At 66.1% G+C, this 22,368-nt stretch carries 13 protein-coding genes; 8 read left to right on the top strand and 5 right to left on the bottom strand.

From position 1 onward, the window contains the following. Nucleotides 1–78: 78 nt before the first annotated feature. Nucleotides 79–12,471, bottom strand: coding sequence for a BTAD domain-containing putative transcriptional regulator (locus AU197_RS12995; RefSeq protein ID WP_064403117.1), 12,393 nt, complete (start codon nucleotides 12,469–12,471; stop codon nucleotides 79–81). A 133-nt stretch (nucleotides 12,472–12,604) separates the two neighbouring features. Between AU197_RS12995 and AU197_RS12990 the strand changes: the two genes are divergently transcribed. The 3 genes from AU197_RS12990 (at nucleotide 12,605) to yaaA (ending at nucleotide 15,427) form a co-directional block, all read left to right on the top strand. Next, nucleotides 12,605–13,738 carry an alkaline phosphatase family protein gene (locus AU197_RS12990; protein WP_064403146.1) on the top strand — a complete coding sequence of 378 codons (1,134 nt, stop codon included), beginning with the start codon at nucleotides 12,605–12,607 and terminating at the stop codon, nucleotides 13,736–13,738. Between the two features lie 254 nt (nucleotides 13,739–13,992). Beyond that, nucleotides 13,993–14,649, top strand: coding sequence for an NlpC/P60 family protein (locus AU197_RS12985; RefSeq protein ID WP_064403116.1), 657 nt, complete (start codon nucleotides 13,993–13,995; stop codon nucleotides 14,647–14,649). Between the two features lie 31 nt (nucleotides 14,650–14,680). Further along, the gene (gene yaaA, locus AU197_RS12980; protein WP_064403115.1) at nucleotides 14,681–15,427 is read left to right on the top strand and encodes a peroxide stress protein YaaA; all 747 of its coding nucleotides are present in this window, start codon (nucleotides 14,681–14,683) and stop codon (nucleotides 15,425–15,427) included. Nucleotides 15,428–15,437: 10 nt separating this feature from the next. On the opposite strand, the gene AU197_RS12975 is transcribed toward yaaA, so the two are convergent. Beyond that, a complete protein-coding gene (locus tag AU197_RS12975; protein ID WP_064403114.1) occupies nucleotides 15,438–15,926 on the bottom strand; it encodes a hypothetical protein in 489 nt (162 codons plus the stop codon). A 118-nt stretch (nucleotides 15,927–16,044) separates the two neighbouring features. Beyond that, a complete protein-coding gene (locus tag AU197_RS12970) occupies nucleotides 16,045–17,676 on the bottom strand; it encodes a fatty acid--CoA ligase (protein ID WP_064403145.1) in 1,632 nt (543 codons plus the stop codon). A gap of 97 nt (nucleotides 17,677–17,773) precedes the next feature. On the opposite strand from AU197_RS12970, the gene AU197_RS12965 reads away from it, so the two are divergent. From AU197_RS12965 to AU197_RS12950, 4 genes are read left to right on the top strand one after another with little or no spacing between them, the layout of a single operon-like run. Further along, nucleotides 17,774–18,151, top strand: a complete 378-nt coding sequence (locus AU197_RS12965) for a hypothetical protein (protein WP_082696652.1) — start codon at nucleotides 17,774–17,776, stop codon at nucleotides 18,149–18,151. 41 nt (nucleotides 18,152–18,192) lie between these two features. Then, nucleotides 18,193–18,432, top strand: coding sequence for a hypothetical protein (locus AU197_RS12960; RefSeq protein WP_064403113.1), 240 nt, complete (start codon nucleotides 18,193–18,195; stop codon nucleotides 18,430–18,432). 34 nt (nucleotides 18,433–18,466) lie between these two features. After that, nucleotides 18,467–19,315 (top strand): hypothetical protein, encoded by an 849-nt coding sequence (locus AU197_RS12955; RefSeq protein WP_064403112.1) that lies wholly within the window; start codon nucleotides 18,467–18,469, stop codon nucleotides 19,313–19,315. A 38-nt stretch (nucleotides 19,316–19,353) separates the two neighbouring features. Further along, a complete protein-coding gene (locus AU197_RS12950) occupies nucleotides 19,354–20,277 on the top strand; it encodes an alpha/beta fold hydrolase (protein WP_064403111.1) in 924 nt (307 codons plus the stop codon). 12 nt (nucleotides 20,278–20,289) lie between these two features. Here AU197_RS12950 and AU197_RS12945 read toward each other — a convergent pair whose 3' ends face one another. Both AU197_RS12945 and AU197_RS12940 read right to left on the bottom strand, forming a co-directional pair. Further along, a complete protein-coding gene (locus AU197_RS12945) occupies nucleotides 20,290–20,511 on the bottom strand; it encodes a hypothetical protein (protein ID WP_064403110.1) in 222 nt (73 codons plus the stop codon). A gap of 76 nt (nucleotides 20,512–20,587) precedes the next feature. Continuing rightward, a complete protein-coding gene (locus AU197_RS12940) occupies nucleotides 20,588–21,847 on the bottom strand; it encodes a competence/damage-inducible protein A (RefSeq protein WP_064403109.1) in 1,260 nt (419 codons plus the stop codon). Nucleotides 21,848–21,906: 59 nt separating this feature from the next. Here AU197_RS12940 and AU197_RS12935 point away from each other — a divergent pair, with 59 nt between their 5' ends. Further along, nucleotides 21,907–22,293, top strand: coding sequence for a PaaI family thioesterase (locus AU197_RS12935; protein ID WP_064403108.1), 387 nt, complete (start codon nucleotides 21,907–21,909; stop codon nucleotides 22,291–22,293). Nucleotides 22,294–22,368: the final 75 nt, after the last annotated feature.

Here is a 22,368-nt window from a genome sequence, read left to right as displayed (position 1 = left end):
CAGCGCGGCTTCTCTTCGCCAAGCGCGCTCAGGCCGAAGAACGGCGCCGAATTTCGATCTCACCGCACGTTCGGTGAGTCAGTGCGATGCGGTGAGTTCCTCGAAGCGCCTCAATGCGTGGTCGCGGTCGTCAGGGTCGAAAGCCTCGATATGCGTGACGTGGTTCCCACTCCAGAGGTTGATCAGGAAGAACGGAACCTCGATGGAAAGGCCGTTGGTGGAGGTCCCTTTGACCACCACATGAGTCGCGACGCCGATGGCTGAGTGGGCCAGGATTTCTGCCGACTCGATTCGAAGGTCGGGTGCGAGCGATGCCAGCGCCTGGATCGATGCGATGTAGTCGGCGCTGTTGGCTCCGAGTTGGCGGTGGTTGATGTAGCTGGCGCCCGCGCAGAGGGCGGCGAGCGCATCCCACTCGTGGCGATTGGTCATTTCGATGTTGATCCGATGCGCCTCGATGATCTCCGGATGCGTCACCGCGCCCGAGGCGATCCAGCGGGCGTCGAGCTCTTTCATCGCGGCGTCGAGGTCGTCGCTGTCGAAAATCACAGACCGGCAGATCAATCCGTCTTCAGTGATTTCGGTAAGCGATAGATCGTCGACGGTGACGGGTTGGCCGGGCGCACCGGTGTCGCGGAACGAGTCACGGCACAGCGCCAAGCGCTGTCCGCGGATGGCGATCGGTTCGTCTGCCCACTGCCAACTCGCGGGTGCTTCGGACAGCATGGTGGGCACGAATTCCTCTTTGAGCGATCCCGAATTGCGTAAACCCTTGCGGCGGTCGTCGTATCGCCCGTTCTCCGCGATGTAAGAGCAGAACGCGTCCACGTTGCGGGAAGCGAATGCGTCTCTCAGATGAGCCCGTACGCTGGTGGCCGCGTTGGCAAGCCGGTGTGCCGGTTGATTGAGCTCGTCGAACCGCGCGAGTGCCGCGTCCAGATCGGCTTCGTCGAACACTTCGCAGCGGCTGATCGCGTCGGCGTCGACCGTCAGAAGGGTGACCTCCCGCCACTCACCGTCGAAACCCTCTTCTGACGTCGCTTGCACAACCTGAGTGAATACCGCTCCGAGGGTGTCGAGGCGATGGACGTTCACGGGGTAGACGTGGATCTTCCCCACAGCTTCCCAGGTGGCAATGATCAAGGCGCTCTGTTCGCCTGGTGCAAAAGCGGTGCCGCCCCGCCGGTGGTCGATGTTCACCCAGTCCGGAGTGGTGGTGAACAGCTCTCGCCGGTTGAACGCACCATATGCGTCGGCGACAGCCGACCAGGTGCGAGCGTGTGCGGCCGCTTCGCCAGCGAGGTAGCGGCTTTCGAGCTCCGCGAAGGCAGCGTCGAGGTCGTCGCTATCGAAGTTGACGAAGTCGTGCATCAAGCCATCGTCGTTGATCTCGACGACTGCCAGATGTTCTATCGTGACTGGCTGGCTGTCATCGTCAGTGTCGCGATAGATCTGCCGGGTGAGGGACAGTCGCGACCCTCTGATCGCGATGTGGTCAAGGTTCAGTCGCCACGTCCGCGGCACCTCGAAGAGCGCCTGTGCAGCCCGTCTGCGGTCTGAGGGATCATGTAGAGCCTGCAGACCTTTTCGACGGTCGTCGATTCTTCCGTCGGGTGAAGTGAGCGCGAGAAATTCGTCGATGTCGCGGTGATTGAAGGCGTCGGCGAGACGCTCCCGCATCCGGGTCGCAGCGTTTTCGATATGTGCTGTGGGCCGGCTCAGTTCGTCGAATCGCGCGAGTGCAGCGTCCAGGTCGTCCTCATCGAAGATCTCACAGCGCGTGATCGCATCACCGTCAAACGTTAGGAGTGTCACCTCACGCCACTCCGCGGCGAAGCCCCCGCGGGAAGTGCCGCTTTCGGCGTGAGTGAAGACAGCTCCGATGCCGCTCAGTCGGTGCACGGCTTCAATCCGGGTGCTGATATCGGACGCGACCTCCCACGACTCGCGGACGTATGCGTGCACGTCGCCCGGAGCTGACGCGACGACCGACCGGTGGTCGATGTTCACCCAGCCGTCGGTGGTCAAAGACAGTTCGTGCCGGTTGAAGGCGTCATAGGTTCGGGTGACGCGGGCCCAGGTTTGCGCATACTCAGCGGCTTCGCCCGCGACGTAACGTGATTCGAGTTCCTCGAGAGCGCTTGCGACGTCGTCGGGTTCGAAAACCACGATCCGATTGATCAAGCCCTCAGGACTGAGCTCCGTGACAGCCAGGACGTCGTTTGTCACTGGTCGGCCGGGAAGGTTGGTGTCGACCCAGTAAGCACGAAGAAGTGACAGACCCGAACCCCTTACCGCAATCGGTTCGACGTTCATCCGCCAGCCGCGTGGCGCAAGCTCGAACATCAGCCGGGAATGAGCGTGACGATCGGGACCGTCGAGGAGGGCCTGCAGGCCTTTTCGCCGATCGTGAAGTTGGCTGCCGGCCGTGATGAGGTTGAGGTAGCTGTCCAAGTCGCGTCGGTTGAAGGTATCCGCCACCGACGCCCACTTCTTCGTCGCAGCGTTCTCGATCCGCGGCGCCGGCTTGTTGAGTTCGTCGAATCTCGCGAGTGCCGCATCGAGATCGGTCTCGTCGAACAACTCACACCGCTCGATGGAATCCCCCGTGACGGTGAGGAGTTGAAGGAATCGCCACTCGGCTTCGAAGCCGTCTTGCGATGAACCGCCCACGACCGATGTTACGAGCACCGCTGTGTCACTGAGGCGGTGCACCGATTCGATGTGAGCGCTCAGGTCGGGTGTCACATCCCAGACGTCGGGATGCGCGGAGGCGGCGGCGGATGAGGTGGATGCGAACGGTGTGCCGCGCCGGTGGTCGGTGTAGATCCAATCCCGTTCGAACTGCTCATGGCGATTGAGCGCGGCGTAGGCGCGTGTTACGACCGACCAGGTTGGTGCGTGTGGCCTCGCCTCTCCCGCAGCGTATTTGGCGTCCAGCTCCGCGAAAGCTTCGTTGAGGGCAGCAAGGTCGAAGACAGTATTCGAGACCAGCCGATGCGCGGCGTCCGTCTCGATGATCACGAGTGCCTCGGCGATGTTGTCGCCGCGCAGTGACTCGCCCGCCGTGAAGCGACTCTGGCATAGCGCCAGGTGCTCGCCCCTGGTCGCGATGGTGCGCGACCCTGCGTTTCTGAAGCCGACCTCGCCAACCGACCGCATGTTTTCGACATTTATCGTCCGACCTCGCCTCACGCCGGCGTTGACGACCTGGCGGCGATCGTAGGAGGCGAAATCCTCGGCCGTCGCTGCTTGCATGGCATCCCAGTCTTGCGCGTCGAAGGACTGCCATAGATCCGCCAAGGCGCGGGTGGCTCCATTCTCCGGTCCTGCTCGGGAGCTCTGATCTCCTTTCGTCGCAGCGTTTGTCAATACTGGGGTCGGTGGATTGAGCTCTTCGAACCGAGCGAGGGCTGCGTCCAGGTCCGTTTCGTCGAACAACTCGACCCGACTCAGAAGGTCACCGTCGAAGGTCGCGAGCGTGATGACGCGCCACTCGGCGTTGAAGCCTTCCTGCGAGGTGCCCGTTGCCACTCGCGTGACGACGGCACCAAAGTCGTTCAACCTATGCACGGCTTCGATGTAATTGGTGATGTCTGGAGCCAACTCCCATGAGGTGCGCACATAAGGGAACAGCTGGCCCGGCGCGATCGAGGTGCCGCTTCGGTGATCGATGTTGACCCAATCGGGCGTTGTCGGAGGAAGCGCACGGCGGTTGAACGCGGCGATGGCGTTCGCGAGGACCGTCCACATGCGACCATGGGCTGCGCCTTCTCTGGTTCCGTACTGTGCGTCGAGTTCGGTGAACGCGGCGTCCAGGTCCTCCACGTCGAACACCACGGTCGATGTGATGACTCGCTGTTGCGCGTCCAGCTCGACGAGATTGAGCACGTCGCTGTGAAAGCGCGCGGTGCGGACGCGAGCAAGGACGAGGCGCTGACCTCGGGTCGCGACCACCGTTGAGGTGACATCGTCAATCCCCACCTCGGCGACCGCCCGCATATTCGCGACGAACGCCTCGCGGCCCTGGCGCAACCCGTCATTGACGATGCGTCTCCTGTCCTCGGCACGAATATCGGGTGCCAGTAGCTCCCCTATTGCCGCCCAATCCCGCTTGGCGAAGCTGCTCCACAATCGCTCGACCATCCGATATGCGGCGTTGACGGGTCGGGCTACTGGACGGGTGATTTCGTCGAACTGCGCGAGCGCCACCTCGAGATCCGGTTCGTCGAACAACTCGACACGGTCGACCAATCCCCCGCCAACTGTCGATAGGCTGACACCTCGCCACTCGGCCTGAAACCCCTGAGCGGACGTACCTTTGGCGACGTACGACACGACCGCGCCACGAACGTCCAGTCGATGTACCGCCTCGACGTAGGTCTTGAAATCGGGAGTGTTGGTCTGAGCAGCCACGGTGTAGGAACCGAGTTCACCCGGCGCGAAAGCGACAGCGCGCCGGTGATCGAGGTTGATGCAGCCGGGCGCGACTTCAGGGACAACGCCCCGGTTGACGGCAGCGAATGATTCGACGATGGCTAACCATGTCTGCGCATAATCGGAGGCTTCCCCGGCCAGGTAGCGAGCATCGAGTTCTCGGAAGGCGGTATCTAGATCGTCGTCCTCGAAGGCCATCATGAGCGTGATGCGGTTATCCGCATCGATCTCGGCGACGCCGAGCATCTGGGCGCTGACTCTGCCCGGTGAAACCTTCTGGTTGGCCGTATGGATACGACTGAGCACGAGGCGATCGCCGCGGGTTGCGAGGACGGCCGCCGATACGTCTTGGCCGCTGCCCACCTCGGCCGCGGCTCGGCTGTCGGCCACCTGCATATCTCGACCGCGCCGCAGGCCACCGTTCACTACCCGACGGCGGTCGTCGGTGAGGACGTCCTCGGCCAAGGTCTCCGCGAGCGCAGTCCAATCGCGTGCGACGAAAGCCGCACAGTAGCGGTCGATCAGCCGGCTCGCCGCATTATCCAGATGCGTCGTCGACCGATTGAGCTCATCGAACCGTGCGAGTGCGGCGTCGAGATCGGTTTCGTCGAAGATTTCCGACCGGTTGATCCGGTCACGGTCGACGGTCGACAACCCGATCTCGCGCCACTCTGCGGTGAATCCTTCACGCGACGTTCCCTTGATGACCCGGGTGACGACAGCGCCGAAGTCAGTCAGCCGATGCACGGCCTGGACGTAGATTCTGATGTCATTCTCGAGGACGTCCCACGTCGCCTTCAAGAACGGCTCCAACTCATTCGGCGCGAACGGAGTCACCCGGCGGTGATCAACATTGACCCAATCGGGCGTCGTCGGCGGCAGTTCATGGCGCAGCACAGCGGCGTAAGCACCCGCGATGACCGACCAGGCGTCGGCGTGAGGAGACGCCTCGCCAGCGAGGTAACGGCGTTCGAGCTCCTCGATGGCGGCGTCGAGTTCATCGGTGTCCCATACGACCACGGCTGCGAACCGCCCGTCGGGGTTGATCTCGATGAGCTGAAGGGTATCCATCTGGCTTGCGCGCGGATCACGGCCCACAGCATGGAAGTGTGTGAGGGCGAGGCGCTCACCACGGATGGCGATGACGTCCGACGACAGGCTTCCCCACAAGCCGATCTCCACAGCCGACCGGATGTCTTCGAGCGCGTGCGCTTTACCCTGTCGCACCCCGGAATGCACAGTGCGACGGCGGTCGTCGTAGTAATAGTCGCCGGCGAACAAGCTCGCTATTGCCTCCCAGTCGTCCGCCTCCAGAAGTGCCAAGAATCGCTTACCCGCCTTGCCGGCGACGTTTTCGAGTTGCCTTTCCGGTCGGCCAAGTTCTTCGAATCTTGCTATGGCCGCTTCCAAGTCGGTTTCATCGAAGAGCTCACATCCGCTGGCCAGTGGACCGTCAATAGTTGTGAGATTGAACATTCGCCATTCAGTTGGGAAGCCTTCGGGCGTTGTTCCGCGCGATACCTGTGTGCAGAGAGCTCCCTGATCACCCAGTCGATGCACTTTCTCGATGTGGCTTTGAAGATCTGGCGTGATATCCCACATCGTCGCGACTACCGCGCGAAGGTTGGCATTGGCGAGCGGTGTACCTCGCCGGTGATCAATGAGTACCCAATCCGACGTCGACGCAGGGGCTTCATGTCGAGCCAGGCTCGCGAAGACGCCGGCAATCGCCGACCACGTCTGCGCGTGACTAGCTGCTTCTCCCGCGATGTAACGAGCCTCGAGCTCCTCCAAGGCGCTGTCGATGGCGTCGCGATCGAACGTGACGATCGACGCAATTCGTTCGTCCGTGTCGGCCTCGATCAGCTGCAGCAGTTCGACGTGGAACGCATCGGCCATCCCCTCGTCGACGTCGTACCGTACAGCCGTCAAGGCCAGCCGCTCGCCCCGAGTCGCAAGGACGGTTGATGTTGCATCCGGGTTGCCGAACTCGCTGACCGCCCGGAAACTTCCGACCACGGCGTCGCGACCATGCAAGTCGACACCGATCACCTGGCGTCGGTCATAGCCTTGAAAGTCGTCGGCCACTACCTCGGCCATCGCGGCCCAGTCTCGTGCCTTGAAGCACGCATACAAGCGGTCACTTACTCCTGTTGCCGCATTCTCGAGGCGATGGGCGGGGCGGCTGAGTTCGTCGAAGTGGGCGAGCGCGGTGTCGAGGTCCGTTTCGTCGAAGAGCTCGCAGCGGTTGATCAGTTCGCCGTCGACGGTCGAGAGAGTAATCTCTCGCCACTCCGCTTCAAAGCCTTCGCGCGATGCGGCTTTCGACGCATAAGTGACGACAGCTCCGAGCGAATTCAGGCGATGCACCGTCTCTATGTATGGACCTTCGCGTAGATCCAGTTCCCGACCGCCGCGGATATACGTCGTCAGCTCATCGGGCTCGAACGCTGCGCCTCGGCGCCAGTCGATGGTCACCGCATTGGGTGTCATTGCGGGGCGTACGCGTTGACACACCGATGCGTACGCGCCTGCGATCACCATCCACGTCCGCGCATACGGGGCGGCCTCACCCGCGACGTACCGAGCCTCCAATTCGGCGATCGCGGAATCGAAGTCGTCCAGGTCGATGATCACCACTGCACAGATGCGCTCATCGGCATCGATCTCGACAATGCTAAGGTCTTCCATCTGAAAACCTTCAGGCTCCGCCCCGCTACCCGAGTACCGAGCGCGAAGCAACGCCAGGCGGCCGCCGCGCACCGCGATCACAACAGAGCCGATGTCTTTTGCCCCCAGTTCCGCGCCGGCCTGCATGCTCGCGATGGTCGCCTCTCGTCCCTGACGGATCTCGGTGTTCACCACTCGGCGGCGATCATCGACAGTTATGTCCTCGGCCATAAGGTCGCCAGCGGCGTCCCATTCGCGGTTCGCGAAATGGCCCTCGATGCGCGCGTGTATGCGACTTGCCGCATTCTCCAGCCGCGATGTCGCGCGGGTGAGCTGGTCGAACCGCGCCAGTGCAGAATCCACGTCCGTTTCGTCGAAAAGCTCGTAGCGCTTGAGCTGCCCATCTTCGATCAGGAGGATGTTGATCACCCGCCATTCGGCTTCGAACCCCCCTTGAGCGATCCCGTAAGAGCGACTGGTGATTACCACTCCGCGGTCGCTGATGCGATGCACTATCTCGATGTAAGTGCGCAGATCCAGCGGGAAGTCCTCATGAGTATGGTTTGCAACCGTCAGGTCTTCGGGTGCGTATCGCGTCAGTCGGCGGTGGTCGATGCTCGGACAATCTGACGCGTCATATTCGTGCCGATTGAAAGCAGCGGTGAAGTGTGTGACGACAGACCACGTCTGCGCAAATGCCGCCGCTTCGCCCGCGAGGTACCGCACGTCGAGTTCGGCGATGGCGCCGTCGAAGTCGTCGAGGTCGAAGTCGACCTTGGCCACCATCGACCCCTCGGTGTCAACCTCAGTGATCTCAAGCAGCTCAACACAGAACGCGTCGGACCTCGTCGACTGCTGTTCGAACCGGGTGCTGCTGAGGCATAGACGATCGCCCCTCAGAGCGAGAGTCTCCTTGGAGACGACGACGCCCAGGGCGGCGATTGCACTGATATTGCGGACGGCCATCCCACGATTGTTGCTCTCGCGACGAAGACCATGCCGCCGGTCGTCGAGCAGCGTGTCCTGCGAGAACAGGTCGCCGATCTCGGGCAAGCGATTCTCGTTGAACAGGGCGATCAATCGGTCGTCGGCTCGTGTCGCGGCATTCTCCAGCGACGGGCGCGCTTGCGATAAAACCTGCTGACCGTACAAGTTGTTCAACTCCGCGAGCGCGGGGTCCATATCCTCGGCGTCGAACCACATCCGGCAAGCGATTCGCCCTTCATCGTCGAGAGCGTAGAGCTCGAGAATGTCTTCTTCCGCCGCGTCGGGACCAAAGTCCGGTCCGCCTATGGTCAATCGACAAAGTGCCAGCCGCTCGCCCCGAACCGCGACGACACTTTGCCCGTGCCGCACCGTGTCGGAAGTGGCGAGACGTCGCGCCGCGCCCGTCCAGTCACCGGGTTCCAGGTCCTCCTTCCTAAACCCGACCATTTTCCGTCTGCTCTCGACTACAGCGTCGGGTGCGTATAGGTTCTGATACTCGTCCCAAGCCGCACGATCGGCTGTCGCGGCCTGCCGTCGGATGACTCGGACACATGCGTTCTCCGGCTCGGACTCGCCGGGCAGCGGCGGAGCGACCGGCGCCATCGGTTCGCTGCGTGCGCCCAATACTCGACGCGCCTTATCCGTAAGGGCTGCAGCACCTTTCCGTTCGTACAGCGCAGCCGCCTGCTCCGCCGCGGCGCGCATGCCGGCCCTGTCACCTGCGAGACGCAACACCGTAGCCAACGCCAGGCAGGCATCACCGTGATCGACCAAGGCATCGGTATCCCCGGCGAGACTGACCGCCTCCTCGGCGATCTCCCTGGCCCGATCGTGGGCACCGGCGCGCGCCAGTAGCTGAGCCCTGACCGACCGCCACGCAATCGACGCCTTCGACCCGTGACCAGCGAGACGCTCGCTCACCGAGCACAATTCGTCCGCCTCGGCGTCCCGCTCCAACGCCAAGCAGGCCCGCGCCAACAACGCCGCCGTATCCGCCGTGTCGGTGTCTAGGCCCATCCGACGGAAACCCTCGTAAGCCCGCCGCAGATACGGTTCGGCGGCTGCCGCATCATCGGAGACCAACTCGATGATGCCCGCGAACTGATCCACCTCCAGTAGCGCGTGGCGCAAGCCGAGTTCGGTCAACGTCCGTCTGGCCGACTCGATCAACCGCCGCCCCTCGGCGGCCCGGCCCCGGAACGCATCCAGCACAGCCTGGCACCGCGTCGACGTCGCCTCCACCAGCGGTGACCCCGTCGTGATGCGCAGCAGCCGCACCACATCCAGGCATCGCCCGCCTGCGCGCGGAACGGGATTGGGCCCCCACAGCGCCGCCAACGGTGCCCCTGCAAGGACGGCGTTGACCCTGCTGTGCTCACGGGCCCGCCGAGCCGCGGTGAGTGCCTGGTCCAAAGCCGTTTCACAATCGCCGATTCGGCCCAGCCGCGCCAAACACCCGGCGCGGACGGTGTGCGCCTTGGCCTCCCCCGCCGCGTCGTCTAGAGCGGCCAACTGTTCGGCGGCCACACGTACCGCGGATTCGATCTCGTCCAACCGTTCAGGATCGGTGAGCATGGCGAGCTCGCCGTCAAAGCAGGTCCCCCAGGCGCCGAGCCGACCGGAATCCCCTGCGACATCACGCAACTGCGTCACCGCGACTTTCGCCGATGTGACATCGCCGGCGGCCAGCAATGCCTCGCAATGAGCGATCAACAACTCGGCTTGCAGCTCGTCGCGGTTGGGGAGCTCGTCGTCCAACTCCTCGAGCGCATGGAGCGCCCGGTCGTAGAGGTCCGCCGCGCCCTCGTACGCCACCCGCGCCATCGCCTGGTCCGCCGCGCGCCGGCAGTACTCGACCGCCTTGGCCGCGTTTCCGGCCCAGGCACATTCGAAGTAGTGATAGGCCAGCTCGGCCAGCAGCTCGTCGTCGCCACCCGCTTCGGCTTCGAGCGTGCCCGCGATGCGGTGATGTAACCGCATGCGCCGCACCGACGGAAGCTCGGCAAGCAGCGACTGTCGCACCAGCGCGTGATTGAAGCGGTAACGCCCGCCGGGCTCCTCGATGACGATGCCGGCCTTACCGGCCTCATCGAAGGCGTCCACGAGGTCCTCACCAACCACCTGCTCGACGAGTGTCAATGCGAAGCGGCTGCCGACCACCGCTGCCGCCGCCAGCGCCTTGTTCGTCTCGGCCGTGAGCCGGGACAACCTGCGGCTCACCGCTTCTCGAACGCCCTGCGGCAGGGTGCTCGGATCCCAGCGGCCTCCGCTCTCCTCTACGTGGCGCAGCGCCTCGATCAGGAAGAACGGATTGCCACCCGTCACCGTCGCCAGCGCCCGGCCCAGTTCCTCGTCGGCGTAACCGGCTTCGGCGACATAGGCGGTGACGTCGCCCTCGTCGAGGCCACCGAGTTGCAGGCGAGTGGCGGTGCCGTCGCGGTGAAGGTCGGCGAGCATCGCAGCCAGCGGGTGGGAGCGGTCGAGATCGGTGCTGCGGTAGGTCCCGACGATCTGGACCCGGGCCTCTTCACCGAAACGCAGCAGGTGCCGCAGCAGCAACAGCGTCGGTTTGGCCGCCCAGTGAAGGTCGTCGAGGATGAGCACGACGGGTGCGATCGCGGAGGCGGTGGCCAGAAGAGTCACCGCAGCGTCGAACATCGCGTAACGCTCGGTATCCGGATCGGCTCGCGGCGGTGCGGTCACGTCGGGCAACGCCTCGGCCAGGCCCGGCACCAACGGCAGCAGCGCTTCGACACCGCGCACGTTGCGCAGTCGGTTGGAGTCGACGCAAGCCACCAGCGAGCGCAACGCCTCGGCGAACGGCTGATACGGCGCGCCGAGATCCTCGTCGGACCGGCCGTACAAGACGACGGCGCCCTGGTCGTAGGCGTTGCGCGACCACTCCCCGGCCAGCCGCGTCTTGCCCACGCCCGGTTCCCCCGCGATGAGCACAGCTCGTGTGCCGGTGGCCAAGGTCGATTGCCAGGCCGACACGAGTCGCTCCAGCTCACGACCGCGTCCGACAAATGGGCCCGGGCCGACGAGCACCGCAGGCAGCGCGGGCCGCTCCATGGGTGACTCCGCGGGGGGCGGGCCCGCGGCGTTCACGGCCTCGATGCGCAGTTCGAACACATGCTCCGGGCGGGGAAGGTTGCGTAGCCGGCGTGTGCCCAGGTCGGCGAGCACGACGTCATCCGGCAGCGAGTCGATGACGAGTTCGGCCGTCGCGCCCGAACAAAGGATCTGCCCCCCGGTGGCCAAGGACCGCAGCCGAGCAGCGCGGTTGACCGCCCTGCCGAAGTAGTCGCCGTCGCGGAACTCGACCTCCCCGGTGTGCAGTGCCACGCGGATCCGCATCGGGTCCGCGAGCTGCCACGCCTCGTGGGCGATCGCCTCCTGCAATTCGATCGCGGCCGCGGCCGCCGCCGACGGACGGTCGAACACCGAGAACGTCGCATCCCCTTCACCGCGCGTCTTGATGAGCCGTCCCCCGCGCGACGTGACCACCTGTTCGACGATCTCGTCGTGGCGGGCGAGCGCCACCGCCATCGCGTCGGCGTCGGCCTCCCACGCCGCCGTCGACCCCTCGATATCGGTGAGCAGGAAGGTAACCGCGCGCGTGACCGTCGAAAGTTGCTGCGATTGAGGCACTTCCAGCGCGGCATCCTGCGAGACGATCGCCGCCTCCAGGCGCCGCAGCTCCGGTCCGGGGTCGACACCCAACTCCTCGGCCAGCAGCGACCGCGCCCGCTTGTACGCGCCCAACGCCTCGCCCTGCCGGCCGGCCCGGTAGAGCGCGAGCATGAGATGACCCCAACGGCGTTCTCGCAAGGGCGCTTCCGCGATCGCCGACTCGAGCTCCCCCACGATCTCGGCGGCTCGACCCGTCGCAAGCAGGGCGTCGGCCCGGTCCTCCACCAAGGCGGCGTGGCCCTCGAGCCAGCGTGTCTTCTCCGATGATCCGCGTGAACTGTCGGGGAGTTCGGGAATCCCGCGCCACAGCGCGAGTGCCTGGTCGAACAGGGCCACCGCTTTGATCGAGTCGCCTACGGCGAGGGCCTTGCGCCCGAGTTTGGCGGCGCTCTTGTAGTGGATGGCGTCGATTTCGGTGGTGTTCAGGGTCCAGCCCGTGCCTTCTGTCAACACGAAGCCGTCTCCCAACGCGCGACGCAGCGACGAGACGTGGGTCTGTAGCGCTTTGGTCGCGGTCCGCGGCGGATCGTCTCCCCAAAGCAGCGCCACGAGGGCCGCGGCCGACACGACCGAACCGCCGTGGAGTCCGAGCATCGTGAGAATCGCCCGCGGCTTGGCACCGGGGATGGCGACCGGCAGGCCGTACTGCCGGACCTGGAGAGGTCCCAGAACCCCCAGTTCCACCTGTTGAAGCGTAGTCACATTGCCATCGTCAAAAAGGCGATTCAACATGCGGTCAAGAACCGGTAAAGGACCGCTGAGCTGGTTCTTTGCGCTGGCAATGAAACACGGTCGACCCGTGTGGCAGGCTCAGCTCGTGGACCTGCCCACACCGGATCCCGAGCTGCCCCACCTCGCTGATGTCGTGCCGTCGGTGCTGTCGGCGATGGGCGCCGAGGGTTTCCACGACACCCTCGGGTTTCCCGACCTCTCCGGGGCCTGCGTTCTGCTGATCGACGGGCTGGGCGCCGAACTTCTCGACCGCCACGCCGCCGACGCGCCGACGATGGCCTCGCTGCGAGGGCGGGCATTGACGGTCGGCTTCCCCTCCACCACCGCCGCGGGTCTGGCGGCGGTGGGAACGGGTCGTCGCTCCGGTGAGCATGGCTTCGTCGGCTACTCCTTTCGCATACCGGACGCCGGCGTGATCAATGCGTTGCGGTGGCGGCCACACCCCTGGGGACGGGATCTTCGCGGCGCGGTTGTTCCCGAACAGGTGCAGCCATTGCCGACCACCTTCGAGCGGGCCACCTCGGCGGGCGTCGCCGCCAGCGTCATCTCCGGCGCCGAGTTCACCGGCTCCGGCCTCACCCGCGCGGTGCTTCGCGGCGGACGCTATGTGGGTGTTCATGTGCTCGGCGATCTCGCCGCGGCGGTGCGGGTCACGCTGTCCGACGGCGGATTCTGTTACGGATATCACGCCGAGCTGGACATGTTGGGCCACCTCTACGGCCCGGGATCGGCCCAGTGGCGCCTGCAGCTGCGGCAGATCGACACCCTGATCGAGTCGGTGGTCGAGGCGCTGCCCTCAGGCGGCCTCCTGGCCGTCGTGGCCGACCACGGGATGGTCGAGGTCACTGACGCCGAGACGATCGACGTCGATGCCACCCCGGCGCTGCTCGACGGTGTCGAGGCGGTCGCCGGAGAGGTCCGGGCTCGGCACATCTATATAGAGGACGGATCCCACGAAGATGTGCTCGCCGCGTGGAGGGCCACGCTGGGTGAACGGGCATGGGTCGTCTCCAGGGACGAAGCCATCGAGGCCGGCTGGTTCGGGCCGCAGGTCAGCGACGACGTTCGGCCCCGGATCGGCGACGTCGTCGCCGCCGCCCGTGGCTCCGCGGCGATCATCCGACGCACGGTCGAACCGCTGGAATCCTCACTGGTCGGGCACCACGGATCGCTCACCTTCGCTGAACAGACCGTTCCGTTACTGTTGGCGCTCGGCTGAGTTCCTGCTTCAGTCCTCGCCGTAAAGCGGAGAATCGACTGCAGGACAAGGTAATTCAGATGATGATCCTGGACGACAACTGCAAATCGATTGCTGCGCTCCCGATTTCAGCCAGTGGTAATCGGCATTGCTGTAGCAACGTCAAAAGCCCAATTCGGCAATGCTATTCGTGAAGTAGGCAATAGAAACCGCAGGCTGTGAAGGCAGTCACAGAATTTGGTGGCGTTGTCCGGAGACTTGTAGCGTCCGACCGCGTGTTTGCTATTGCCACGCTTTTGACGCTTGTAAACCAGGTGTCCGGCACGCCGTACGTCACCGGCGGGGACTCACCGGCCGGTACCGACTGCTCGGGCCTGGTGTCCTGGGTGACGAATGCAGCGACGGGTCGGCCCGTCTACGGGAACCGGTTCAACACGGGAAACATCGAGGGTGCGCTGCTCGAGCGCGGGTTCCAGTACGGCACCCAGCCCGGTGCGCTGGTGGTCGGTTGGAACAGCGGCCACACTGCGGCCACGCTGCCTGACGGGACACCCGTCTCGTCCGGTGAGGGCGGCGGCGTGAAGGTCGGTGGTGGCGGCGCCTACCAGGACCAGTTCACCAACCACATGTTCCTGCCCGTGCCCCCTGAGCAGCCGATGATCCCGGGCGCCCCGGCCGCGCCGGTGGTGATGATGGCCGGCCATGCTCCCCCGCCTCCGGCGAACCCGTTCGCGCCTCCTCCACCGCCCGCCGATCCGCTGGCGCCCCCGCCGCCGCCGGCTCCGGCCCCGCCGCCGGGCGATCCGTTCGCGCCCCCGCCGCCGCCGGCTCCGGCCCTGCCGCCGGGCGATCCGCTGGCGCCCCCGCCGCCGCCGGCTCCGGCCGATCCGTTCGCACCCGCGCCGCCACCGGCTCCGGTGCCTCCGGCCTGAGCGAGACCCGCGCCCGGCTAACCTCTGCGGCGTGATCGTGCTTCTTCCGCCTTCGGAGACCAAGCGGGTCGGCGGCGACGGACCTCCACTGCGGTTGGACTCGCTCAGCTCGCCCGAGCTCGGACCCATGCGCGCCGAACTGCTCGACGAACTCGTGGACCTGGCCGCCGACCGGCCGGCATGCCGGCGCGCCTTAGGGCTCTCCGCCGCGCAGGACGCCGAGATCGATCGCAACGCCGAGCTGCGCGAGGCGCCGACGCTGCCGGCGATCAGCCGCTACACCGGTGTCCTCTATGACGCCCTGAACGTGGAATCGCTGCGCGGAGCAGCCGCATCGCGTGCGCGTGCCCGGCTGGCCGTCGGCTCCGCGCTGTTCGGACTGCTGCGCGCCGACGACCCGGTCCCGGCGTACCGGCTCTCGGCGACATCGAAGCTTCCAGGGCGACCGTCGCTGGCGACGCGGTGGCGCCCAGTGCTGGAACCGGTGCTCGCCGGCTGGGCGGCCGACGACCTGGTCGTCGATCTCCGGTCCGGTTCGTATGCGGCGCTCGGTCGGCTACCCAACGCGGTCCGCGTGGACGTCCTCGCCGAGCATCCAGACGGGCATCGCAGCGTGGTGACCCACTTCAACAAGGCGCACAAAGGGCGACTCGCCCGGGCATTGGCGAGTTCACGAGCGGAACCGGCCGATGCGGCCGCGGTTGCCGCCGTGGCGCGGCGCGCGGGTATGCGGGTGGAACGCCGAGGCGACGAGCTGACCGTCGTCGTTGCCGCCTGAGCGGAAACGTTCAGATCTTCACGATCAGGTCGCTGGTATAGAACTCCGCGGGATCCTGGGAGAACCGGTCGGGCCGCGAGATCCACACCCATGCCCCCGTCGCGCCCGGTTCGATGCTGTCGGTGAGGGTGACGGTGCCGTGGCCCACAGCGTTTGTCTGCAACGAAGCCATGGCGACACCGGGATCGCCGCCGAGGCACGGCGCGGACGACGGTCGCGGTACCTGAATGAGCCGGACGTCGTAACGCATATTCGGGATCGCCACGTCAAGCGTGACATCCGCGGTCAGATTCGACCCGCTCGACCTGATGACACTCGTGCCCCGCCCGTAGCCGGTCGGGCCGTTGTAGTCGGTCTCGCTGTAATCGCAACGGCGCGACACCTGGTTCATCGGGACGAAGGTGTCATTGGCCGACGCGATGGCGGCGGTCAGTAACCCGAGTGGCACCGCAGTTGTGCACGCGGCGGCTGAGGCCATCAGTCGGATCGATCGGCGCATGTCTTCGTCCCCGTTCCCTCATCCGCGGTGTGTAGCCACGGGATTGACCGTCGTCGCTACCGTAAACCACCCATCACCGGCTCCGGAACGGTTCGCCGGGTGTTCGGCGCCACGGCCATCAGTCCCGGCACTCGACGACGTCGTAGGCGCCGTCTGCGTACCGCGCCCTGATCAGTTTCTTGTCGAACTTCCCGACGCTGGTCTTGGGCACCTCCTCGACGAACGCCCATCGTTCCGGCAGCCAGAACCGGGGAACGTTGTCGCTCAGATGTTTCCGTAATTCGTCGGCGGCAACGGATGCGCCCTCGTCGAGCACCACCGCCGCCAACGGCCGCTCCTGCCAGCGGTCGTCGGGCACCGCGACGACCGCAGCCTCGTACACGGCGGGGTGGTCCATGATGCGCAGTTCCAACTCGACCGACGAGATCCACTCCCCGCCGGACTTGATCACGTCTTTGGCGCGGTCGGTCAAGGTGATGAAACCCTGCGGATCGATCTTTCCGACGTCGCCGGTGCGCAGCCATCCCTCGTCGAACTTGCTGGGGTCGGCGTTGCGGTAGTACGACCCCGTGATCCACGGACCGCGAATCTCGATCTCACCCACGGCTTTCCCGTCGCTGGGCAGCACCGCACCCTGGTCGTCGACGATGCGGATCTCGACGCCGCACAGCGCACGTCCCGCCGCGGCACGCAACGTCCAGTGGTCGTCGCCCGTCACTTCCGGCGGTGGGGTCGCAATCGCCGCCAGCGGAGAGGTTTCGGTCATTCCCCAGCCCTGCCGGATCACCACACCGAAGCGCTCCTGGTATTCCTTCATCATCGCCACCGGCACCGCCGAGCCGCCGCAGCAGACGGTCCGCAGCGACGAGATATCCCGGTCCGGATTGGCGCGCAAGAAGTTGAGAACGTCGTTCCATATCGTCGGCACCGCCGCCGAGACGGTCGGGCGGTGACGCTCGATCATGTCGACGAGCGGGGCGGCCTGCAGAAACCGGTCGGGCAGCAGCAGATCCGCACCTGCCATCACCGCCGCATACGGCTGACCCCACGCATTGGCGTGAAACATCGGAACAACCGCCAAGACCCGGTCACCGTCGGCCAGGCCGATGCCGTTCGCGGAGCACACGGCCATCGAGTGCAGATACGTCGACCGGTGGCTGTAGACGACGCCCTTCGGGTTGCCGGTCGTGCCACTGGTGTAACACATTGCCGCGGCGCTCTTTTCGTCGAGATCCGGCCAGTCGTACTCGAGCGGCTGCTCGGCGATGAGGTCGTCGTATCGAATCACCGTGCGGCCCGCGTCGGCGAGCTCGGATATGTCGCCCTCCCCCACCAGGACCACGGTGTGCACCGTCGTCAGCTGCGGCAGGATGGGCGCGAACAACGCGACGAGCGACATATCCACCAGCACAACGGAATCCTCGGCCTGATTGGCGATGAACGCGACCTGATCGCCGCCCAGCCGGATGTTGAGTGTGTGCAGCACCGCGCCCATGCACGGCGCGGCGAAGTAGGCCTGGAGATGCTCCTGGTTGTTCCACATGAAGGTGGCGACACGTTGGCCCTCGCTGACTCCGAGCGCACGCAGGCCGTTGGCCAGCTGGGCCACCCGGGTTCCGAGTTCGCCGTAGCTGATCTCCCGCGAACCGTCGGGCGTCGCGGTGATCACCTTGCGGCTGGAGTGCCACCCCGTTCCGTGTCGCAGGATCGTGGTCAGGGTCAGCGGAAAGTCCTGCATCGTGCTGTCCATCGGCATCTCCCGTGCGGCTGGCTCGATAGCGCCATGATGGTCCATGTCCAGGCGTTTCGACGGGAAACCGCGCATCGCGTCGCTAGCATCTGCGGTCATGGTCCAACCGAGCTATCCGCCCGTCTACCCGATGCCGCAGCCCGCCAAGCGGCCGGTGTCGGGCGCGGACATCGCGGCTTCGATAGTGGCGCTGGTGATGACCGCGGCGATGATCGTCGTCGGCGCCGTCTTCGGGCTGTTCTCCCTCGCGTTTCTGGATCACTGTCCACCCGAGAGCTGTAGTGAGGAGGGCGCGGTCGGCGCGGTCATCAACGCGTTGTTGATCGCCGCCGCCATCGGTGTCGCCGGCCTGATCGCCACGGTCGTGCAGTTGGTGCGGCGCCGGCGCGGATGGCCGTTCGCCCTGGGCACATTCGGGTTGTGCCTGGCCACCTTCGTCGTCGGCGGCCTCTTCTACACCTTGGCGGTCGGCTGAAACACCCGAGCGCTGCGCCGCTTTGGCCTACCGTTGGTCGCGTGGAAGCACACCCGGCAAAAGCCCCCGGCCTGGTAGCGGTCGAGGCACTGCGCTCAGGGGACCCCGTCGTCGACGTCAACGGTGGCGGTCAGCATTACACGGTGTTGGAAGCCAAAGACCTCGGCGAGGGTTGCGTCGTACTCGAACTGGAGTCCAAGGCCCACGACGAGCTGCGGGTGATCGAGATGACGTTCCCCGCCGGTTACGAGATGGAAAGATCGCCCCGCCGACTGCCGTAGACCGCCGTCGGCATCACCTCAGACAGGAGGCTGCGTGTTACGCGATATCCGGGAGTTGACCGATTCCCCCGAGGAGTACGCCGAGGAGTTGCGGAGGCGGTGGGGCGGGCTTCTGAGTTATCGCTACATCGGCCGCAGCTACGCGCAGATGGACCTCGTCGAGGAGGACAACACCGTCACGGTGCGCCGCGATATGCGCGACGCCGCGGGTGGCCTGCTGTTCGCGGTGCTCGGGATCTCGGCGCCCGAGAGCGGCCACATGTCCGACCTGGAGGCGGTGCCGAACCCGGTCATCCATTCCTGCCAGATCCTCGACCCGGGCCTGGGCGTGCGACGCATCGAGGTGGTGTCGGAAGAACTGCGGGTCGGCCGCCAGATGGGATACAGCCGCGCCAAGATCGTCGACGCCGACAACCCGGATCGGGCGCTCGCATTGATCGAGGGCCAGGGCGTCAGCATCGGCATCCCGCCCGAGGGCCTGGAACGGATGGAAGCCAATCCCCTCGAGATCGTCGACTCCCCCGACCTGCCGCCGCTGTGGCGGGTCTTCGGCGGGCATCGCCGACCCGACGGCCGCTGGGGACTGCCCGAACTGTCGGTCGAGGTCGCATCCCCCGATGCGGCTCTGCACGTCGGACCGCAGTTCGTCATCCTCGAGACCGCTGCCATCGACGCCGCGGCCGCCGCCGCGGGAACCGATCGTCTCCACGGGGTGTCCTGCCACGTGATGTTCATGGCGCGCGGAAAGACCGGCCCGTTCCGGGTCGACACCGAACCGGTGCGCGGGTCCGACGGCACCTTCGCGGTCCGGGTGCTGATGCATGACGAGGGCGTCGACGACCGCATCACCACCGCAGCCTCGTACGTGTTTCGGGCGGCCTAACCGAAATGCGCGTCCGGGCGACGTGCGACACTTCCGCCATGGTTGTCGCAATCGCCCGCCCCAAGCTCGAGGGCAACGTCGCCGTCGGTGAAGACCGCCGCATCGGGTTCGCCGAGTTCGGTGACCCGCAGGGCCGCGCCATCTTCTGGCTGCACGGCACGCCCGGTGCCCGTCGTCAGATCCCGATGGAAGCGCGTTTCTACGCCGAGAAGGCCAACATCCGCCTGATCGGCCTCGACCGGCCCGGCATCGGGTCCTCGACCCCGCATCGGTACGAGCGGGTCGTCGACTTCGCCGAGGATCTCCGCACCATCGCCGACACCCTGGGCATCGACCAGATGGCGGTCGTCGGCCTGTCCGGCGGCGGCCCGTACACGCTCGGGTGCGCGGCCGCGATGCCCGACCGTGTGGTGGTGGCGAGTGTCATCGGTGGGGTCGCCCCCACCGTCGGTCCCGACGCGATCCCCGGTGGGCTGATGGGTAACCTCGGCACGCGCGTCGCGCCTCTGCTGCAGTACGCGGGTGTTCCGATCGGCCTGGTGGCCTCGGCGCTGATCCGGTTCATCAAACCGGTCGCCTCCCCGGTCGCCGATCTGTACGGCCGGGTGTCACCCGAGGCCGACCGCCGGCTGCTGGCCCGCCCGGAGATCAAGGCGATGTTCCTCGACGATCTGCTCAACGGCAGCCGCAAGCAGCTGGCCGCTCCGTTCTCCGACATCGTCGTGTTCGCCCGTGACTGGGGTTTCCGGCTCGATCAGATCACGGTGCCAATCCGGTGGTGGCACGGCGACGCCGACCACATCGTTCCGTTCCGGCACGGCGAGCACGTCGTCTCGAAGCTTCGCGACGCCGAGCTGTACACGATGCCCGGCGAGAGCCACCTCGCCGGCCTGGGCCGCGCCGAGGAAATCCTGCAGACGACGATGAAGGTGTGGGACGAATACCGGACCCAGCGCTCCTGACGGCGCGGCTCGTCAGCGCTTCAGCCAGCCCGACACCGTGGACAAATCCCGGCTGTAGGCCATCAGGATGTCGTCGTGGTAAAGCGCGCCGCCGCTGATGGCGTCGTTTCCCTGCCAGATCACGTGGATACGCACCGGGCTGCGCGTGTAGTAGTCGGCACGGTCCGCGTCCCTGCGGTGCCATCCGGCCTCTACGGCGCGTTCAGACATCTGCTCGCGCGCGTTCTCCGCCATCGGTACTCCTCCTGTGTCGGACCCGTACGTTAGCCGATCCGCATGGCACCGCTGCAGGAGGCTGCGGACGCGCATTTCAGCTCAGCGCCCGGCGCAGTAGGTGCATGGCCACGGTGGTGGACCGCTCCCGGATGTCGGCCCGGTCACCGGGCATCCGCATCGATCTGGTCACCGTGGTGCCATCGGCCAGTTTCAGGCTGAAACACACTGTGCCGACGGGCTTGTCCTCCGTCCCCCCCCCGGGCCCGGCGATGCCCGTGATCGCGACGGCGGTGTCCGCGCCGAACCGGTCCAGCGCCCCGTCGGCCATCGCTTCGGCGACGGGTTCGGAGACCGCGCCGTGCTGTTCGATCAGCGCGGGGTCGACCCCGAGCAGTTCGGACTTGGCGTCGTTCGCGTAGGCCACGACCGCACCCGCGACATATGCCGACGACCCGGCGAGGTCGGTCAGCCGCGCGGCCAACAGCCCACCGGTGCACGACTCCGCGGTCGCGATGCGACGCCCGGCCAGCAGCCGAGCGACCTGGTCATCGATGCGGGAGCCGTCCTCGGAGAACACTGCATCGCCATGACGATCACGCAACAGAGCCATCAGCTTCGCGTACGTCTCGGCGGCGTCGGGCTCATACCGGGTGACGACCTCGAGTTCACCGCGCCGCAGACAGGTGGTGATCTCGAGCCGTTCGAAGCCGTCGATCTCGCGTTCGGCGTCGCGCAGTGTGTCGGCCAGCCCGGACTCGGGGAGCCCGAACATCCGCACCATCTCCTGGCGGTAAAGCGTGCGGCCCGCGATCGCCTTCTGCACGGCAGCGGTCTGCAGCGCCAGCGGCCACATGGGCTGCAGCTCCCGTGGCGGGCCCGGTAGCACGACAACCGCCGGCGAGCCGGGGACCACCACACCCGGCGCGGTGCCCACCGGGTCGATGACATCGGCGCCTTCGGGTATCAGGGCCTGCTTGCGGTTGGCCGCCCGGACCGCCTCGGGGTCGACGTTCGGGAAGCGGGCCATCAGCCGCGACACGATGTCGGCGATCTTCTCCTCCAGTCGGTTGTCCAACAACAACTTTCGACCGCTGAACCGAGCCACGGTCTCGACGGTCATATCGTCGGCGGTGGGCCCGAGGCCGCCGCTGGTGATGATGAGGTCCACACCCTCGTCGGCCAGGAAACGCAGCTGCGCCTCGATGTCGCCGGGCCGGTCGCCGCACATCGTGATGTGGGCCAGTTCGACACCCAGCTCCAGCAACCGATCAGCGAGCCAGGGTCCGTTGAGGTCCTGCACCCGGCCGGTGAGGACCTCCGTACCGGTGACGACGATGCCCGCGCGTGCGCTCACAAGCTACGACACTACGCACCCGACATCGCACCGGCGCAACAGCGGTAATGTCATTACCCATGACGGCACCCAAGTCGCTTCGCGAGTTGTTCGACCAACTCGGTTTGACGGAGGTGCCCTCGCCCGAGGGGACCGTGACGATGGAGATGCCCGTCGACGAACGGACCACCAACACCGCCGGCGGTCTGCAGGGCGGTCTGGTTGCGACGATGGCCGACGTGACCGCGGGCCAACTTGCCTCTCGAGCCACCCCGTTCGGTCACGCCATCGCCACCACGGATCTGTTCATCCGGTATCTGCGGCCGATCAAGATCGGGCCGGCCCGGGCGGTGGCGCGAATTCTGCGTACCGGTAAACGCTCGGTGGTCGTCCAGGTCGACATCTACCGCGGCAACGACGACGAGGTCGGCGCGACCGCCACGGTCAACTTCGCCGCCGTCGACTGACCTCGAACCACCTGACCGTCGCCTCACCCCTGGCGTCCGCCCTACCCCTGGTCGGCGCCTCCTTGCCGCCCCGCC

This window comes from Mycobacterium sp. IS-1590, assembly GCF_001500025.1.
Taxonomy (GTDB): domain Bacteria; phylum Actinomycetota; class Actinomycetes; order Mycobacteriales; family Mycobacteriaceae; genus Mycobacterium.
The sequence above is the reverse complement of the archived record's forward strand: the minus strand, read 5'-3'. Positions and strand labels throughout refer to the sequence as shown.

What these genes read in the sequence shown, in the direction of transcription:
- AU197_RS12965 (WP_082696652.1), top strand. Translation starts at nt 17,774, where the DNA reads ATGGTCCAACCGAGCTATCCGCCCGTCTACCCGATGCCGCAGCCCGCC.
- AU197_RS12950 (WP_064403111.1), top strand. Translation starts at nt 19,354, where the DNA reads ATGGTTGTCGCAATCGCCCGCCCCAAGCTCGAGGGCAACGTCGCCGTC.
- AU197_RS12975 (WP_064403114.1), bottom strand. Translation starts at nt 15,926, where the DNA reads ATGCGCCGATCGATCCGACTGATGGCCTCAGCCGCCGCGTGCACAACT.
- AU197_RS12935 (WP_064403108.1), top strand. Translation starts at nt 21,907, where the DNA reads ATGACGGCACCCAAGTCGCTTCGCGAGTTGTTCGACCAACTCGGTTTG.
- AU197_RS12945 (WP_064403110.1), bottom strand. Translation starts at nt 20,511, where the DNA reads ATGGCGGAGAACGCGCGCGAGCAGATGTCTGAACGCGCCGTAGAGGCC.
- AU197_RS12970 (WP_064403145.1), bottom strand. Translation starts at nt 17,676, where the DNA reads ATGGACAGCACGATGCAGGACTTTCCGCTGACCCTGACCACGATCCTG.